Origin of the sequence: Candidatus Coxiella mudrowiae, assembly GCA_001077715.1 — a bacterium.
Taxonomy (GTDB): Bacteria; Pseudomonadota; Gammaproteobacteria; order Coxiellales; family Coxiellaceae; genus Coxiella; species Coxiella mudrowiae.
Genome location: CP011126.1, coordinates 1,368,077 through 1,385,830 on the forward strand (window position 1 = coordinate 1,368,077; position 17,754 = coordinate 1,385,830).

Consider the following 17,754-nt stretch of genomic DNA (forward strand, 5'->3'; position numbering starts at 1 on the left):
TCTAGTAGTAGTCAGCCTTAAAGCGGTTGGTAGCTAAAGCTACCAACCGCTTTTTTGACCTTTTCCCAGCCACCAGGACTTTACTTTGTTTTTGTAATCCCCGAAGCAGTTCCACTTTACAGCGTAACCCCGGCGGGATATTACTGGCACTACCCACAAAAGCACCCCCCTTGTCCACGTCTATTCACACAAGTAAATCTTCTACTCCCAGCTCTTCCTGGCGAAATCATTTTATCTTTTTGCTTAATCCACTTGGTCAGGCCTATTTTTTTATTCGCGGGCCAGGTCCTTTTAGTCCCTTGCCAGGCAGTTGAGTAAATACCGCACTAGTTGCAAAAATTGCCAAAATAACAAATTTATTGAAACGAGATCCCATAATGCCTCCTGCATAACAGATAAAGAGACTTTTACGCTAAACCTTTTAGAAGACGAAGGTCAAGTCATGATTTCAGTGGCCCTCGACTAACACTTCGGGCTTAACGGGGAGGATCTTATCATCTCCCTCATGAGGGATACCTCTGCTATCCCCCCCGATTGCTTGTATTCCTTGTTGAGATATATAATAAATTATTAGGGTCTAGTACCACCGTCCTTAGCCAGCCAAATTGATCTAGAAAATAATGACTTAATTTTTTAATTTTTAAATTGAATTCATACAAGCTTTTGCCACATAAGCCGCCAAAATCATGCCACTTTGGAGAACCGGAGCTTCCAAACCCTTCTTTTTTCATCCCCTTGAATGACAGGACACCCATAATTTTTTCCAGGTTTTATTAAATTAATCTCATCGTGAATGATAGAACCATATTCGATTATCCAAAGGATTTGAAGAAAAGTCCTAAGCCATCCTTTGCGGGTCTCGTCTCGAGGCCCATAAGCATAAATAAGGGACCCAGGATAAGGATTGTCATTTAGCAACATTTCTATCGTCTTTAATTCTTAAAATTTTTCCAGCGAGAGAATTAAGATACTGGGCTAATTTTTCTTCTTGGGCATCCCCGGTACTGATATACAAATTCCGATCAGGACCAAATTTCATTCCTCCGCCATCGTGGTTTTTAGCTTCTGGCATTTTCTCCAACAAGATTTTTAGCTTTATTAACTGATCATTATTAACTAATCATTTATTAATTTATAACAGACTAGCTTAAGAATTATTTTTATGGCGATAGGTATAAGTTATAATTATAATGTATACTAAAGATAAACTGAGTAGTTTTCTTTAAAATTGGGATGAATAGTAATTCCCAGCACCCCCCACTGCACTGGTATTAATTCGGGCGATAATTTTTTCTTCCATCCTTTTTTGATTTAAGTCGATTAGGCGGACAGTACCCTTCCTTTCTATGAACTAAGAGCCGCCCATCCGGCAAGAACTCCATGCCCCAAGGTACTTCGAGGCCGGTAGCTAGACTAGTATCGACACTTGAGTTTGATTGGGTGGATTCTCCCTTTTTAAAGGACGCCACCAACCAAACACCATAGCAATGCCCGCCAAGACAACTAACTAACTAACATAATTATTAGAATTTGAGACATTTTCATAACTCCATTATAGAAGTATTCTCCAAAATCGTAAGTCCAGAACTTCACCAAAACTGCTGAGATCTTAATTTTATCGGGGAATGCCTGCTAAAAATTCGTTATACTAAGTATCCTGAAAATAAATAGAAGATCTCACTTAGAAATGAAAAAAACAACCTTACTTATTATTGAAGACGAAGCAGCCATTCGGGACATGATTCGCTTTTCTCTTCTTACGGAATTTGGGTTAATCGATGCTGAAGATGTAATAAAAGCGAAAAAACAGCTCGAAAATCAACTGCCTGATCTTATTCTACTCGATTGGATGTTACCCGGAAAAAGTGGTATCGAATTTATCGAATGGATTAAAAAACAAGCTGATTTTCGAGACATTCCTATAATTATGCTCACTGCTAAAGCTGAAGAAGAGAACAAAGTTAAAGGATTGATGACGGGCGCTGATGATTATATTACAAAACCCTTTTCTCCTGATGAATTAACAGCAAGAATAAAAACAGTTCTACGTCGAGGACCTTTACTTTCTCCATCCCAGCAAATTAAACATCAAAATATTGTCATCAATACCGCTAAGCACCAAATTACCATCAATAAAGAGCTTCTAGTCCTTTCACCTATCGAATATAAAATGCTTTATTTTTTTATGAAGCATCCTAATAAAACATATACTCGGGACCAGCTTATCACTTATATTTGGGGTGGAAATGTTTATTTAGATGACCGCACAGTCGATGTTCACATTCTTCGTCTTCGAAATAAACTAAAAAAACATGATTACCATCATCTGATTAAAACAATTAGAGGAACTGGATATCAGTTTGCAACTAATGATGCAGAAAAGTAATAAATTAAATTTAAAAACCTTACCTAAGGCAGTAAGAGAGCACATCAATCAATTAGAGCGAATCCGGCGTGATTTTGTCGCTAATGTCTCCCATGAACTCCGAACACCCTTAACCGTTATTCGGGGTTATTTGGAAACTTTACTTAAGAAAAAAAAACCAGAAATTAAACGCTATCAAAAAATTTTCAGTCAAATGTATCAATACAGCGCCCGGATGGAGGCGATCATTGATGATCTTTTGTTACTCTCCCGTCTTGAAAGCGATGACCACCCCCCCGAAGAAAAGGTTAACGTCTCCGTCTCTAAAATTCTAAAAATACTTTGCGCCGATGCCAAAAGAATCAGCGGAGAAAAACAACATAGAATTAAACTCGAAGCAAATACCAATTTATACATCAGTGGATCAGAAGAAGAACTAAAAAGTCTGTTTTCAAATATCATCATTAACGCAGTGAAATATACATCGGCAAAGGGCCGTATACACGTAAAATGGTATTCGGACGATGGTCATGCTGTATTTAGCGTGTCTGATACTGGCATCGGAATTGCTAAAGAACATATTCCACGCATCACCGAACGATTTTATCGCGTAGACAAAGCGCGCTCCCGCGAGAGCGGCGGAACGGGTCTCGGGTTAGCCATTGTCAAACATGTGCTCATGCGCCATCAAGGTGATTTACATATTGAAAGTGAGCCAGGCAAAGGAAGTACGTTCACTTGCCACTTTCCTCACTAGAAAAGAACGATTTTCTCGGCAGAAAAAAGTGGATTCCAATCCCCTTATGAACACAAAGTTGTCATCAAATCGTCATAATCAACTGCTATGGTTCTTGTTAGAATCGAAACATGAGGGCATGAATGAATATTGACAAGGCTAAGAGCCTCGCACTGAAATTAGATGAACAAAAACTTAACCGTCTTCATTGGCGGATGGTCGTCACCGCAGGGATAGGATTTTTCACAGATGCTTACGATTTATTTGTCATTGGAGTCGTTACTGCTTTACTAATGCCTTTATGGCATCTCACCGCTAATCAAATTACTTTACTTAATGGTGCTTCCTTAGCTTCAGCAGCTTTCGGGGCTGTAATTTTTGGCTGGTTCGCTGACAAATGGGGGCGTAAGAAAATGTATGGCGTCGAAGTATTTATTTTATTTGTCGGGGCATTACTTTCTGCTTTCTCGCTTTCTTTTACCTGGCTTTTAATCTCACGAATTTTAGTCGGTATTGGAATCGGTGGAGATTATCCCACTAGTGCTGTGGTAGCGAGCGAATACGCTAATCGAAAAAACCGGGGCTTTTTAGTGCTGCTCGTTTTTGCTATGCAAGCTGTTGGGTTAATTGTAGGGCCACTTTTCGCCTCTCTGCTAATGATTTGCCATATTCCTCATCCCTACATCTGGCGTATCTTACTGGCTTTTGGTGCACTCCCAGCAGCCTCTGTATTTTATTTACGAAGAAAAATAGCAGAAACTCCCCAATTTTTGCTTAGTAAGCAAACTCCCCTAGAAGTGAGTCGAATTGTTAGTGATTTAGCAGGTCATACAAACGAAATTAGGGTTACCGCTGTTGTTCCTATACCCGAAAAACTATTTTCCTCAAAATGGCTCAAATGCTTACTTGGAACAGCTGGTGCCTGGTTTCTATTGGACGTGGCCCTCTATGGCAATGGCGTATCCTCTGTTCTCATCATGAATGCCATTAGTCCACATGCATCGCTTTTAAAGCACACTTTGTTATCAGCACTCATTTTTTTATGTTTCGCCGTTCCAGGATATTTTTTCGCAGCCACCTATGTGGATAAAATTGGACGAAAATTCTTACAAATAATGGGTTTTGCGATCATGACCTTGTGTTATTTGCTAATCGCAGGTATTCCCAGTATCCGACAGATTTTGCCTCTATTTATTGGACTATTTGGCATCAGCTTCTTTTTTATTAACTTCGGTCCTAACGCGACTACATTTTTAATTCCTTCAGAAATATACCCCACCCATATACGTGCTAGAGCCCATGGTCTCTCTGCTGCTATTGGCAAGGCTGGTGCTTTTATTGGGGCTTTCTTTTTACCCCTAATTTTAAAAAGTATGGGATTACGCTTCACCATGATTTTTGTGGCTATTGCCTCTTTGCTTGGTATTTTTGCTAGCTTTTTAGTACCTGAAATGAAAGGGATTTCCCTCGAAGCGAAATTTGCCCAAAATGCTTCTAGTGATCAATAAAGATTCTTCACTCGAATCAATTCCAGAGTTTCTGCAGGCAATTCATCTCCAAGCCACACTATAAAGCCAAACTAAAAATTATTGCACTAAAAAATGTAATTACTTCAAAATTCCACCCGAAAGATAAACTATTTTTACTGCCAAACAAGCCATAATAGGAAATAAAAGCAATTCCGATCATATATAAAAAAACTACCAAGATTGGCAATAGTTCCAATTAAATTGTGTTTAAAAAGTAAATATAAACCAAGCCAGATATAGTCTATTAAAATAGTAACCACCATTTTCTAAATAACTTCCCAGACTAACTAGACTAAAAAAAATTAAATTATAAATATTAAATTATAAACATATATAAACATAAAAAGTAAAAAAACTGAGTGTTTTAGCCATTGGCAGGCAAAATGGGCGCGCCTGCTGAGACAGAGTTTTTTGCAAAACGATTAATGATAAGAGTCCTACTGCATAAGCAAATACTAATAGAGATACCAAAAACCCCATCATATTTTTTCATCTGGGAAACGGAAAAAATAAAAAGAGTCCAATAATAAAATTGACCATAATCATTCGATGAAGGAACACCAAAGCGATTTAATTTCATTAAAAATGAATGTAAATAGTCATTTTTGCCTAAAGCTTAACTCATTCGTGCTATGGGACGCTGTGTAAATTAACGCTTGTTCCAAAGGGAGAAACAGAAGTATCGAAATAAAGCAATTTAGGAAGCCACACCATACCTAAAGCAATGGCAATTCCGGAAAAAGGACCCGCGTCATCTTGAAAATGTAAAGTAGGCCATCCTTGGTGGAAGGAACTAGGATTTAAAGCTCCAATAAAAGCAATTTACAATAACATATATAAAATAATACAAATAATTAGAGAATCAGTAATAACTTATGGAATTGACCATTGCAGATTTTTTTCTTTTCCAGCGAGTTAGATAACAGGGGACCGTAGCCAATGAATGAAAAAATAACACAGGCCATTGGCAAAGCGGTTAAAATTCCTTTTATCCCCTGGGGAGAAAAACCAGTAACCACAAAATTCTGAATATAAAAATTGGAGAGCAATAAAATTAGTGCAGTAAGGATTGGAACAGCTAATTTAGCAACTACAATAAATGCATTCGCTCGGGTTAAATAAACGCACGCTAGTAGTATTTATGACACTTAATATCAACAAGAGGACGGTTGCCATCCCTAATTCTGGCAAGGTCAAAACTTCTTTCCCCTTCCCCTGAATGCATTAACCAAGGTAAATAATTACTGGCATAATGCAATAATGCGAGCGTTTCAATTGGAGCTACCGCGATTGAAGAAACCCAAGCCATTCCAAGCCGACAAGCGGTCCGTGACTGAGTTACAAATAACACACTGTTCCACCAGTAAAAGGGAAGCTACTTGCCAATTCTGCAAATGTTAGTGCAATGAGAATCATCAAACCGTCCTTAATTATCTATGCGAGAATTGCAGAAGGGCTGTCCAAACGTGCCGCGAAATAAAGGCGAAATAACCAACCTGAGCCCACCATCACACCTACAGCCGCAAATAGTAAGGCAAAGGCACCTACAGTACGTTTTATTATTACTATCCTCTAACTCGAAAATTTCTTGAAAAATTTCTTGAATTAGTTATTAAATTATGTTAATGAAGATAATCTTACTACCCGCGGCAGCAAGAGTGTGGGTCGTAAGGCAAAAAATGAAGAGAGATAATTATTAAACATAACTTTAATTAATTCAAATTGGGGCATATTTGTCAAGAAAAAATCAAACCTTTCCATAGATTTCGATATCTTTTAAGATATAAAGCAACGTGACACAAACCACTGTTGTTCATATCACAAAGAAATTAACACCAGAAATTATAATGACCAATATAACAGTAGTACCAAAACTTAAATTTATCAAGCATTTTTTATTAAAATTGATAACACATTTCTCGAAACAATACGCAATGATTATCCATTGGGTAGTCCATATATTGCACGGTCATCATCCAAGCATTTGATAAAAACCATAACGGCGCTGCAATAACTTGCATTAACAGAATAAAAAATAAAATTAATACCAAAATAGCTCGAGGAAGATAGTAAAAGATAAACTGAACTTGTCGTTTAAAGGCTAGCGGAATGTCTTTTAAAATGCACTCACCACTGCTTGCTGGATCTTTTTCCGTTTCTAATTTTTCTATTTTTTTCTGCTAAAAAACTATTAAGAAGGAGCGCTAATAATATTTCCAACCAGGGTAAAAGTATAAACCACAACAATAAAAAATGAGATAGTAAATAAAATCCAGAGCAGCCAATTTAACCCATCGCAACCATTTCGATAATAAATTTTTAATCCAATGCGTGGAATACAGAGAAAAAAATGAATTCCCAACCATAAAAGAAAAGCAAATAAGAGCAGGTTAATTATAAAAGGGATAAGAACAAATCATCGAACTTCTCAGCGATTCAACATTTGAATACCTCGAAGAAAAAAATAAATACCATTAACTTGATGCATGATCTATTCTAATCCAAAACTTACGCTTTATCCAAATAGGTTATATTGAAATTCTAATCCTGAATGGCTTACTAGCGATTAGAATCGATCTTTTAGCTGAAAAAGGTAAAAAAACAATCTTTTTGCACAAAACAATAGGCAATGATAAGATTCAGGCATGGAATTTCTTAGTAACTACAGTTTATTTTTAGCTAAATTGCTCAGCATTGTGGCTGCCATTTTGATTATTCTTTTTGCCTTTTAGGTATGCTTGCGTATGTGAAAGGAAAATCCAAAGATAAGCTGGATGTTCGAAAGCTCAATGATAAATATGAAGAATACAACCGCATTTTTCCACATGCCATTAAAAGCAAACATGAGCTTAAATTGCAATTAAAATCACAAAAAAAGATCACGAGAGGATGAGATTCTCGTGCGCCTTGAAAGTGGCGGCGGAATGGTTCACAGCTATTGGTTAGCTGCTTCCCAATTACAAAGAATTAAAGAAGCTAATAAATAATTAACTAGTAGCCATTGATAAAATGGCCGCAAGTGTCGTTTATTTGATGGCTTGTGTGTCTGATCAGATTATTGCTGCGCCTTTCGCAATCCTCGGTTCCATCGGCATTCTAGCTCAAATGCCTAATTTCTATCGCTACTTACAAAAAAAGGCCATCGACTTTGAACAGATAGATCACTACTGGTGAATATAAACGCACGCTTACGATTCTTGGTGAAAATACCTAAAAGGGACGAACTAAAATGCGGCAAGAAGTCGAAGAGATGCACACGCTTTTCAAAAATTTCATTAAGGAGCATCGCGAGGTCATGGACATTGAACAGGTGTCCACCGGCGAGCATTAGTGTGCTTCCCAAGCCATGGATTTACGACTAGTCGATGAACTAAAAACAAGCGACGATTACCTGTTAACAGCAAGCCAAACGTGCGACCTCTACGAAATCCGTTATAGAATTAAAGAGAATCCCCTTAGTCAAGCGACTTGCCCACAGGCTTAGCCCACAACAGGCTTAGCCAGGCTTATTACCAATTCCTTAGACCCTATAATGCCCCCCACAACACCATTAGCACGTCTTTTCCCCTTACACGTAGGGAAGAAGATCCAATGAGACATCAGCAAATGTGGAAGTGTGAGCGATTAGCAAGATGGTGTAGAATATGACACCATGCATCATAATCATCATCACTCTCACAGTTCACCCACCACTCACCGGATCTTAATCCTGGTGATCTTCCTTATAGTGGGTTTTGCTTTGGTTGAAGCAGTTGGCGCTTATTTTTCTCATTCTTTAGCTCTCTTAGGCGATGCTGCCCATATGGCTTCTGATGCTGTTGCATTAGGAATTGCGGCCTTTGCTTCCTGGGTTGGATTGCGGCCCCCTTCTCCCCGCCATAGCTATGGTTTTGGTCGAGCAGAAGTGATCACGGCTTGGGTTTCCAGCGTACTAATGTTTATTATTTCCCTAGCGGTTATTATTGAGGCTATCAAACGTATTCACTATCCTTCATCGGTCCAAAGTTTCTCTGTAATGATTATTGCCATGACCGGAATTCTCCTCAATCTTTTAATTGCTAAGCTTTTTTCGGGCAGCAAAAAATCGTTAAATATTCGTGCTGCTTTATTGCATGTGATCAGTGATCTCATTGGCACAGGAGCTGCACTCATTTCAGGTATCGTTATTTTCTTTACTCATTGGACCTTAATCGATCCCGTCCTCTCTATTTTCATTGGTGTTTTAATAATGGTTTCTAGCGCTCGGCTATTGCGCGAATCTATGATGGTTCTCATGGAAGGCGTTCCTCACCATTTAAACATTTGTCAAGTGTCGCAAACTATTGGTCGATTTGATGGCATAAAATCAGTACACGACATTCACATTTGGACACTTTCCTCTGGAATGACAGCGCTTTCCGCTCACGTTAATATTAAAAACTTGACAGCTTGGGATGATCTTTTGCTAGGTTTAAAGGCCGTTTTAAAACAAAAATATCACATTAATCATGTTACCCTACAACCGGAAGTAGATATCGAAGATTGTGACCCTTGTTACAAACTCTAGATTTCTCTTAAAAAGGGAATGGTTAAAATGGCAAACAAACTTATTGACTGAGTGACAAGCTCTGTTAAAATTAACTAAACAATAGGCCTCAACTTGATAGAGAACTTCTTAAAATGTTTGCCATGGAATTGCCCCAATTGCGTCACGCTATCAATGAAGTTAATAAAAGTGGAAGCAATAAATAAAAGTGATTGGAAAGAAATGAAAAAGCAGGTACATAAATTGCACGGTTCTTACTGTTATACGGGCGTGCCGGATTTAAAAAATTTGTCCCAGCAACTGGAAGAATCTTTAAAGTTAGACGACAATCGTAATTCTCTGCAAGTAACTTATTAGAATCAGTTAAATTCTGAAATTGATCGGGTTTCTCAATGCCATTCAAGAAGAGACTTATGACAACAACTACTAGTGAAAAAAAGAAGAATATCAATCCTCAAGAAGTCGTCAAATTCTCTGAAATGGCTGAGGAATGGTGGAATCCAGAAGGCCACATGAAACCTCTGTATTTAATTAACCCTATACGAGTAAAATATATTCAACAGCATGTAGTTTTAAATGATAAACAAATCCTTGATGTAGGCTGCGGAGGAGGACTGTTAAGCGAAGCTTTGGCCAAACACCGTGCCCAAGTTACCGCCATTGATATGAGTGATGCTTTAATAAGCATCGCTAAGAACCATGCCCAGCAACAGCAATTAAATATCGATTACCGATGTCAAGACATAGAAATTTTAGCAAATAATACCAGTGAACGCTTTGATATTGTGACCTGCATGGAATTACTGGAGCATATTCCTGATCCTGCCCGGATGGTGAAAACCTGTGCGTTGCTTACGAAATCCGGCGGTAAACTTTTTTTCTCAACCATTAACCGCAATCTTAAAGCTTATCTTTTTAGCATTGTTGGCGCAGAATATCTTTTAAATTGGTTACCCAAAGGCACTCACGACTACGCTCAATTCATTCGCCCTTCGGAATTAATTCGATGGACGGAGAGTGTTCAATTACATTTAGTGGACATGAGTGGCCTCAATTACCGTCCTTTTAAAAATGAATTTGATTTAAGCGCGGATGTGTCAGTCAATTATCTCGCCTGCTTTTCAAAAAATTATGTTTAGAAACTCACTATCGGCTATTTTTTTTGATCTGGATGGAACTCTGTTAGATACGGCACCCGATTTAGTGGATGCTTTAAACCAATTGCTAATTAAATATGGCGAGTCCCCTCTTCCTTTAGAAATCATTCGTCCCACCATAGCGCTAGGAACGACAGGTATTTTAAGTAATGGTTTTCAGATCGATGCCACTCATCCTTGTTTTTCAGAACTACGAAAAGAATTTTTAACAACTTATCATCATTGCATGATGAACAAAACCACTTACTTTGATGGGATGTCAGAAGTATTGGATTATTTAGACCATCATCACATTACATGGGGCATTGTCACAAATAAACCTGGCTGGTTAGCGAAACCTTTACTAGATCATTTCCAGCTAGCTCATCGATACTGCTGTCTCGTATCAGGAGATCAATTAACAAAACGCAAACCCGATCCTGAACCTTTACTCTATGCTTGTAAAACTGCAAATGTTCTTCCCCAGCAAGCTTTGTACGTTGGTGATGCTCAAGGAGATGTTCAGGCCGCCAAAGCAGCCGGTATGATGGCGATGGTTGCTCTTTATGGCTACCTTCCTGCAGATAGTCAACCCCTATGTTGGGAAGGGGATGCTTTAATTAATTCTCCACATCAATTGATTGATTGGATTAAAACATTATAATTGTCCCTAATAAAATTAACTGAACCATCTCTTCCGCTAAAGAAAAGTCGCTTCTATTGGTGGATCATTGCTTTTATTGCTGGGTTCGCTGATTTTATTATTGGTACGGCTTTTTCCAGTATGGCTACTTCGATTGGCTGGCTGGTAACTGGTCGTATTATTTGTGGGTCGGTATAGGAATTTCCTCGTATATTGCACCATTATATATTTCGGAAATCTCTCCGCCTTATCGCCGGGGAGCTTTAGTTTCACTCAACCAATTAGCCATTACGATCGGTATACGATCGGTATTTTCTTTCCTATGTAGTAGATTACTACTTTGTTCCTGATTCCGCTTGGTGCTCCATGTTCGCAGCTGGAATTATTCCCGCTGCATTATTGCTTATTGGAATGTTAGGACTTCCGTACAGCCCTCAGTGGATATTATCCCAAGATAGAGATGAAAAAGCACTATGGATTTTGCAAAAACTCCGTGGTTCAGTGCCCGAGGCGAAAAGAGAATTGAAACAAATTAGAACTACTTTGCAACAGCAAAAAGGCAGTTGGAAAGCTTTATTTTCAAAAATAATTCAGCCTACTTTAATTGTCGGAGCAGGGCTTGCTATATTCCAACAAGTCACAGGGTATCAATACCAATACTATTCTTTACTACGCTCCTAGCATAATTTAAAACAGGTTTTCATGCTGCGGAAACTGCCATTCTTTTGCAACGATGGGGATTGGAGCGGTGAATGTTTTGTTCACCATAATTAGTCTTCCTTTAATCGATTGGATAGAGCGGCGTCCACTTTTAATTTATCGGTGTTAGTGCGATGTCCATTAGCTTGCTTGTCTTAAGTTAGGCTTTTGAAGCCCATGGGCACCAAAATTATTTCCGCTGGATCGCCTTTGGAAGTTTATTAAGAAGTTTATTAATCTATATAGAAGGATTTACCATCACCCTTATGCCTCATTATGTGGTTAATGTTATCCGAAATTTTTCTGCTTAGAGTCCAAATGGTTAATGGTTAGGTTCCAACATTGCACAGGCATCAACTGGGCCTCTAATTGGCTGGTTGCCATTACGTTTGTAACTTTAATTCAATATTTGTCCCCCAGTGGTACCTTTTTAATCTTTTTTTATTATCAGTATTATCGCTTTATTGTTTATTCACCATGGGTACCCGAAACGAAAGTAACCCACATTAGAGCAAATTGAAGAAAATCTTTATTCGGGAAAACCAATGCGCTACGTAGGAAAATAATTATGTTTTCCTGAACGGACGGACTCTCTCTAAGGCCACTAAAGAAAATAAATGGATCCTATAAAAAAATTACTTATCCTTACGGCTATGCATAGGGTATGACAGCGATTCCAGCCGTGGTACGGAAGTGCGCTACACTATGAAATGGAAGTTTTTGGTGCTCAAATGGGTTTTGCAGAACTGTTCAAACAACAAATTGTTTCATTAAATTCTTGACCAGTAGTTAATTGTATTCAACGAGGTAGCTCTATTTTGCGAACAGGCCATTTTTTAAGGATTTTCATTCTAAGAATATTCGCCATAAAGTTCGTCAATAAAGCACGTAAATATTTAGAAAAATTAAAAATCGATGTAATGGTAATTCTGGGGGCAATGGAAGTTTTGCAGGAGCCTCAAAACTCTACCACGAAAGCGGATCTAAAATGATCCGCATTTTATGCACAATCGACAATTATATTCAAGACACAGACTATTGCGTTGGATTTGATACAGCTTGTAATACAGCACTAGAGACTATCGACAAAATTTGAGATACCGCATTTAGTCTAGAGCGAAATTTTTTAATTGAACTTATGGGCTGGCCGTACGTCACGTTTTACGTTAATGTCAACATTGCGGGCGGTTCTGAAATTATTGTTATTCCTGAGTTTCCTATTGAAGTTAATACGTTGACACAAAAAATTAAGAACCAGCAAGGAAAAAATCGGCATCTATTTGTCGTTGCTGAAGCAGACGCACCTAGTCATAGTTTTAAGGTCATAGTTTTAAGCTCGCTGAACGAATTAAGGAAAAAACTAATATCGATTTATCGAGTTTGTATTTTAGGCCATACCCAGTGTTTCGGAACTCCCACTGTCAAGGATCGCCTTGTTGCTTCCCTCAATTGAGGCTTTAAGGGAAGGACTTACCGAAAAAATGTAGCTTACAAAAATGGCGAAGTAATCTCCGTACTACTCCCTGATCCTGACAATAGTACACGATATTTTACAAATAAAGCATTGCTAAATGTGAATGACATTATCTACGAAGTATAGATCTACTTCATGAAATTACGTCAAACTCTTTGTAACAATTTCATAAACATCTGTTGATAATCGTGGAGCTTCTGCAATCCGATTGAGTTCTGCTTTCATTAATCCTTGACGCTTTTCATCCATGATCTGCCAACAGGACAGTGGTTGTAATACTCGTGCAGCCACCTGTGGATTCATTGGATCAATTTTAAGTACCTGATCGGCAATTAAACGATAACCCTCTCCACTCTTATCGTGGAAACAAACGACATTCATACCAAAGGTCACTAATAACGCACACACATTATTGGGGTTTTTGATATCGAAAGCAGGGTGCTGAATTAATTTTTTCACAGTTTCTACAGTTGACGGTAATTGTGACGATGCTTGTAACGCCATCCATTTATTAATTATTAGAGGCTGATTCTTCCATTGTTGATAGAATTCATCTAATGCGCGCTGGCGTTCTTCACATTCGTGATTAATTAAGGCAAACAAAGCACCCACAATATCTGTCATATTATCGCTATTTTTAAACTGTTGGTAAGCCAATACGTATTGATCTCCTCCATTTTCAGTTAAATAGTCCAAACAACGATTTTTCAAGGCACGTTTACCAACATCTGCCCAACTATATTCGTAGACAGGTAGTTGATGATTTTCATAGGTTGTTGTTAACTCTGATATCAAGGCTGCTGACAATTCTTTTTTTACAAATTGACGAATGGGGTGCAATGCTTCGATATCCATATTTTTTATAAACTGCATTAAATAAGCTTCCGTAGGCAAAAGCAGGAGGGTAGCTTCGTATCCATGATCTCTATGCGGTCCTTGAATAATTTTTCGGAAGCTTTCTATAAGTCGATTGTCAAGTTTTAATGACTTTTGTTGTTGATAATCTGCAACTAAATTGAATATCAACCGCTTCGCAAACACTTGGCCTGCTTCCCAGCGACCAAAAGGATCACTGTCACATTGAAAGAGCCATAAGAGTTCCTCATCACCATAGGAATAATTTAAGCGCACTGGAGCCGAAAAATCCCGTAGAAGCGACAGTGCCGGTTTGTGTTTCACATTGATAAATCTAAATATTTCCTCTAGTTTTTTAATTTCTAAAATACGCGTGCCTTGAATAACTTCATCTTCTCCCGCTAATTGGGTCGGTATATCTTGACATTCCGGACCTACAAAACCCAGTGCTAAGGGAATGTGCAACGGTAATTTTTCAGATTGTCCCGGAGTGGGAGGACAGGATTGCTTCACTTTCAAGGTCAGCGTTTCTTCATTTTCGTTATATTCACTCTCTAGATCGAGTACCGGCGTCCCAGCTTGATTGTACCACCGTTTAAATTGATCGAAATTGTTGTCCGAAGCATCTGCCATCGCTTGAATAAAATCTTCAGTGGTTACCGCTTCCCCATCATAACGCCAAAAATAAAGATCCATTGCTTTACGAAAAACTTCAGGCCCTAATAAGGTTTGTACCATACGGATAACTTCTGCGCCCTTATTGTAAACCGTGCTCGTATAAAAATTATTAACTTCAATGTACGAACGGGGGCGAATAGGATGGGCCATTGGACCCGCATCCTCAGCAAATTGCACGTTACGCAAATAATTAACACTTCCGATACGAGCTACACCTTTTGAAGTCACATCCTCAATAAATAATTGATCCCTCAAAACAGTTAATCCCTCTTTTAAAGTAATTTGAAACCAATCACGGCAAGTTACACGATTACCAGACCAATTGTGGAAATATTCATGTCCGATCACATTTTCGATACGGATGTAATCTTCGTCAGTAGCCGTTTTTGAGTTAGCTAAAATATTTTTGGTATTAAAAATATTAAGCCCTTTATTTTCCATCGCTCCCATATTGAAATCACTTACTGCAACAATCATATAAATATCAAGATCATATTCGCGGCCAAACTTTTCTTCATCCCATTTCATTGCTTTCTTTAAAGCTTGCAAAGCAAAAGGCCCTTGATCTTTAAATCCTTTTTCTAAATAAAGACGTAATGCTACTTCTCTACCCGATTGAGTGACAAAAGTATCTTCCAATAAATCGAAATTTCCTGCTACTAAGGCAAATAAATAAGAAGGCTTTTTCAAAGGATCTTCCCAATGTACCCACTGTCGATTACCCTCCAACGTTTTTGTTTCAATCAAATTTCCATTTGATAATAAAAAAGGATATTTATCTTTATCCGCTGTAATCGTGGTGGTATAACGCGCTAACACGTCTGGACGATCTAGAAAATAAGTGATTCGACGAAATCCATGCGGCTCACATTGAGTGCAAAAATTATCCCGCGATTTATAGAGGCCGCTTAATTGCGTATTTTCTTGCGGTTTAATTATTACTTCGGTCTCTAGAATAAATTCTTCCGGAACATCGGGAATTGTTAAGGAAAAATCATTAATTTCATAATCAGTAGACGACAATGCCTGCCCATTAAGTGCTATTCGCTTCAATGTCATCGCTTCCCCATTGAGTATTAATGGCGGTGATGTTTTTATTTTTGGATTACGTTGTAAACTTAAAACAGTCTTGATGCTGGTTTCTTCTTCATCAAGATCTATGTGCATATGTACAGTATCAATCAAGAATGAAGGAAAATGATAATATTTAAGATATATACTTTGCGGTTTTTTATCACTCATTATTAACCTCACATTAACCAACTTGGGATTTTATCTCTGACAAGCACAGCACATCAATAGTTGAATATTTTAAAATGAATCTCTAGCACTAACCCATTGATTAAAGACCACTCACTAAAAGACTGCTAAAAAATGCGATAATCTACTACATTCTGGTTAAATTTCTCTCTTGAGCTTATAAATTTGGATGTTATAATGAGAAACTTGTGGCTTAATGGAAAATTTTTTTCCATTCTGGTTTTAATCCATAAACAACTAGGAGTAAGACCTTGGAAGGAATTGCAACTATGGAAGCCGATTTTTTAGTTCAAAAAACCGAAGTGAAACCCGTCACGACCGGTCAATCGTTTGGGTCGAGTGTCCAACAATCATTGCAAAATTATTTTGCGCAACTTGATGGTCAGGATCCTGCTAATCTCTACAACATGGTTTTGGCTGAAATGGAAGTGCCCTTACTAAAAGTGGTAATGCGCTATACCAACGGTAATCAAAGCAAAGCAGCTAAAATTTTAGGAATTAGCAGAGGAACTTTGCGTAAAAAACTCGCTATTTATCAGATTGATGAGCCACGTCGTTGATCCCCAACAAGCAATTAAACGTACTTAACTAGTGTGTTGCAGACAAAATCGATGTCTCTGGCCTACACAGGGTTTCCGGAAATTTTGGACGGTCGTGTAAAAACATTACATCCCAAAATTCACGGTAGCCTTCTAGTCAGGCGGGGCTCGATGATGATGTTCTTAAGCAACATACCATTAAACCTATTGATTTACTCGTTGTAAATCTTCATCCCTTCTCACAAACCATAGCGTCTCCGAACTGTACACTTGAGAAAGAATTTCAGTGCGGTTACCGTGGTGGTCGACCCCGACGATTATTCATTGGTTTTACATGAAATAGATGCCCATCAAAATTCAACCACATTATCTACACGTAGACTTTTAGCTCACAAAACCTTTGAACATCTACTCCCATTACGATGCGGAAATTGCAACCTACTTAGCGCACGAGACTCCTCCTCCCTTTACGCCAGTATTGCCGGTAACTTTCAGAAAAAAATGGATCTTCGCTACGGAGAAAACCCTCATGAAGCTGCAGCACTTTACAGCACTACCCACCACTACCCGACAGCTTAACCGAAGCTCAGCAACTAGAAGAAAAACCACTTTCGTTTAATAACTTACTTGTCAGCGATTGCGCTTATCGCACCATATCGGAAGGACCACAAATAATCCCCGTGTGCGTTATTGTTAAACACGCTACCCCTTTGTGGGGGCTGCTCAAGCAGAAGATCAGTTAGTAGCCTATGAAAAAGCTTACGCTACCGATCCTCTTTCTGCCTTTGGCGGAATCATTGCTTTTAATTCAACACTAGATAGAGGCTAAAACCGAAAAAAAAATTTAGCGAAACAATTTGTTGAAGTGATTATTGCCCCGACTTTACCCTCGATGCTTTATAACTATTGAAAACTAAACCGAATTTTCGATTTCTAAAAGCTAAACTTTCCCAGAGTAAGAAAACAAGCTACTCTTTCCACTCAATTAATGGGGGTGCTTGCCCAACAAGCAGACACCACCGGAATTGAGCTCAAAACCCTTATGGTGGTTAGTCAGCGCCAACCCTCAAAATAAAAGCTGCAAGATTTGTATTTCGCCTGGCGAATTGTTAAATATGTAAAATCGAACGCGATAGTCTGTGCGAAAATAGAGCCACTTTGGGAATCGGCAGCGGCAAAACTAGTTGAGTATTCGCTGCTAAAATTGCTGTGATGAAAGCGCAAGAGGCTGGCCTCTCGCTAAAAAAATGCTGTAATGGCTTCCGATGCCTTTTTTCCCTTTAGTGACGTATGGAAGTAGTAGCAAAAGCTGGAA

General features: G+C 38.4%; 21 protein-coding genes and 3 pseudogenes. 17 read left to right on the top strand and 7 right to left on the bottom strand.

Annotation, left to right across the window (positions count from 1 at the left end; translation table 11 throughout):
* Window position 1 precedes the first annotated feature (1 nt).
* The 3 genes from CleRt_RS10320 to CleRt_RS13490 form a co-directional block, all read right to left on the bottom strand.
* On the bottom strand, window positions 2-157 hold the full coding sequence (locus tag CleRt_RS10320) for a hypothetical protein (RefSeq protein WP_235378949.1): 156 nt from the start codon (window positions 155-157) through the stop codon (window positions 2-4).
* Between the two features lie 527 nt (window positions 158-684).
* Window positions 685-921 carry a PQQ-dependent sugar dehydrogenase gene (locus tag CleRt_RS13485; RefSeq protein WP_048875505.1) on the bottom strand — a complete coding sequence of 79 codons (237 nt, stop codon included), beginning with the start codon at window positions 919-921 and terminating at the stop codon, window positions 685-687.
* On the bottom strand, window positions 908-1,072 hold the full coding sequence (locus tag CleRt_RS13490) for a PQQ-dependent sugar dehydrogenase (RefSeq protein WP_306686683.1): 165 nt from the start codon (window positions 1,070-1,072) through the stop codon (window positions 908-910). Before CleRt_RS13490 ends, CleRt_RS13485 begins: the two co-directional genes overlap by 14 nt.
* A 615-nt stretch (window positions 1,073-1,687) precedes the next feature.
* Between CleRt_RS13490 and CleRt_RS06410 the strand changes: the two genes are divergently transcribed.
* The 3 genes from CleRt_RS06410 (at window position 1,688) to CleRt_RS06420 (ending at window position 4,609) form a co-directional block, all read left to right on the top strand.
* On the top strand, window positions 1,688-2,386 hold the full coding sequence (locus tag CleRt_RS06410; protein WP_048875506.1) for a response regulator: 699 nt from the start codon (window positions 1,688-1,690) through the stop codon (window positions 2,384-2,386).
* A complete protein-coding gene (gene phoR / locus CleRt_RS06415) occupies window positions 2,370-3,122 on the top strand; it encodes a phosphate regulon sensor histidine kinase PhoR (protein WP_048875507.1) in 753 nt (250 codons plus the stop codon). Before CleRt_RS06410 ends, phoR begins: the two co-directional genes overlap by 17 nt.
* 122 nt (window positions 3,123-3,244) lie before the next feature.
* A complete protein-coding gene (locus CleRt_RS06420) occupies window positions 3,245-4,609 on the top strand; it encodes an MFS transporter (RefSeq protein ID WP_048875508.1) in 1,365 nt (454 codons plus the stop codon).
* A 1,150-nt stretch (window positions 4,610-5,759) separates the two neighbouring features.
* Here the strand turns inward: CleRt_RS06420 and CleRt_RS12355 are convergent.
* From CleRt_RS12355 to CleRt_RS14260, 3 genes are all read right to left on the bottom strand, one after another.
* Window positions 5,760-5,981, bottom strand: a complete 222-nt coding sequence (locus CleRt_RS12355) for a hypothetical protein (RefSeq protein ID WP_235378950.1) — start codon at window positions 5,979-5,981, stop codon at window positions 5,760-5,762.
* 547 nt (window positions 5,982-6,528) lie between these two features.
* The gene (locus CleRt_RS14255) at window positions 6,529-6,801 is read right to left on the bottom strand and encodes an EI24 domain-containing protein (RefSeq protein ID WP_371440265.1); all 273 of its coding nucleotides are present in this window, start codon (window positions 6,799-6,801) and stop codon (window positions 6,529-6,531) included.
* A gap of 20 nt (window positions 6,802-6,821) precedes the next feature.
* Window positions 6,822-7,037 carry a hypothetical protein gene (locus CleRt_RS14260; protein ID WP_371440266.1) on the bottom strand — a complete coding sequence of 72 codons (216 nt, stop codon included), beginning with the start codon at window positions 7,035-7,037 and terminating at the stop codon, window positions 6,822-6,824.
* Between the two features lie 238 nt (window positions 7,038-7,275).
* Between CleRt_RS14260 and sohB the strand changes: the two are divergent.
* From sohB to CleRt_RS12375, 9 genes and pseudogenes are all read left to right on the top strand, one after another.
* Window positions 7,276-8,114, top strand: a pseudogene (sohB, locus tag CleRt_RS14520) (protease SohB).
* Window positions 8,115-8,282: 168 nt separating this feature from the next.
* Window positions 8,283-9,176 (top strand): cation diffusion facilitator family transporter, encoded by an 894-nt coding sequence (locus CleRt_RS06435; protein WP_048875509.1) that lies wholly within the window; start codon window positions 8,283-8,285, stop codon window positions 9,174-9,176.
* A 153-nt stretch (window positions 9,177-9,329) separates the two neighbouring features.
* Window positions 9,330-9,512, top strand: coding sequence for an Hpt domain-containing protein (locus CleRt_RS10790; protein ID WP_306686684.1), 183 nt, complete (start codon window positions 9,330-9,332; stop codon window positions 9,510-9,512).
* 56 nt (window positions 9,513-9,568) lie between these two features.
* Window positions 9,569-10,294: a bifunctional 2-polyprenyl-6-hydroxyphenol methylase/3-demethylubiquinol 3-O-methyltransferase UbiG gene (gene ubiG / locus CleRt_RS06445; RefSeq protein WP_048875510.1), complete on the top strand. Its 726-nt coding sequence runs from the start codon at window positions 9,569-9,571 to the stop codon at window positions 10,292-10,294.
* Window positions 10,287-10,955 carry an HAD family hydrolase gene (locus tag CleRt_RS06450; protein ID WP_048875511.1) on the top strand — a complete coding sequence of 223 codons (669 nt, stop codon included), beginning with the start codon at window positions 10,287-10,289 and terminating at the stop codon, window positions 10,953-10,955. Before ubiG ends, CleRt_RS06450 begins: the two co-directional genes overlap by 8 nt.
* Window positions 10,956-11,132 carry a hypothetical protein gene (locus tag CleRt_RS12360; RefSeq protein ID WP_235378959.1) on the top strand — a complete coding sequence of 59 codons (177 nt, stop codon included), beginning with the start codon at window positions 10,956-10,958 and terminating at the stop codon, window positions 11,130-11,132.
* Window positions 11,117-11,284, top strand: coding sequence for an MFS transporter (locus CleRt_RS12365; RefSeq protein ID WP_235378960.1), 168 nt, complete (start codon window positions 11,117-11,119; stop codon window positions 11,282-11,284). Before CleRt_RS12360 ends, CleRt_RS12365 begins: the two co-directional genes overlap by 16 nt.
* Window positions 11,285-11,300: 16 nt before the next feature.
* Window positions 11,301-11,615: an MFS transporter gene (locus CleRt_RS12370; protein WP_235378962.1), complete on the top strand. Its 315-nt coding sequence runs from the start codon at window positions 11,301-11,303 to the stop codon at window positions 11,613-11,615.
* 1,006 nt (window positions 11,616-12,621) lie between these two features.
* Window positions 12,622-13,086, top strand: a pseudogene (locus CleRt_RS12375) (6-phosphofructokinase).
* Window positions 13,087-13,248: 162 nt separating this feature from the next.
* On the opposite strand, the gene pepN reads toward CleRt_RS12375, so the two are convergent.
* A complete protein-coding gene (gene pepN, locus CleRt_RS06465; protein WP_048875512.1) occupies window positions 13,249-15,882 on the bottom strand; it encodes an aminopeptidase N in 2,634 nt (877 codons plus the stop codon).
* A gap of 269 nt (window positions 15,883-16,151) precedes the next feature.
* Here pepN and fis point away from each other — a divergent pair, with 269 nt between their 5' ends.
* The 5 genes and pseudogenes from fis (at window position 16,152) to CleRt_RS12385 (ending at window position 17,652) form a co-directional block, all read left to right on the top strand.
* Window positions 16,152-16,460, top strand: coding sequence for a DNA-binding transcriptional regulator Fis (fis, locus tag CleRt_RS06470; RefSeq protein WP_053097921.1), 309 nt, complete (start codon window positions 16,152-16,154; stop codon window positions 16,458-16,460).
* 249 nt (window positions 16,461-16,709) lie between these two features.
* Window positions 16,710-17,018: a hypothetical protein gene (locus tag CleRt_RS13495; RefSeq protein ID WP_306686685.1), complete on the top strand. Its 309-nt coding sequence runs from the start codon at window positions 16,710-16,712 to the stop codon at window positions 17,016-17,018.
* 50 nt (window positions 17,019-17,068) lie between these two features.
* Window positions 17,069-17,182, top strand: a pseudogene (locus CleRt_RS13500) (hypothetical protein); the annotation flags it as partial.
* A complete protein-coding gene (locus CleRt_RS13505; RefSeq protein ID WP_306686686.1) occupies window positions 17,152-17,268 on the top strand; it encodes a hypothetical protein in 117 nt (38 codons plus the stop codon). The pseudogene CleRt_RS13500 and the gene CleRt_RS13505, both read left to right, overlap by 31 nt.
* 258 nt (window positions 17,269-17,526) lie before the next feature.
* Window positions 17,527-17,652, top strand: a complete 126-nt coding sequence (locus CleRt_RS12385; protein WP_235378963.1) for a hypothetical protein — start codon at window positions 17,527-17,529, stop codon at window positions 17,650-17,652.
* Window positions 17,653-17,754: the final 102 nt, after the last annotated feature.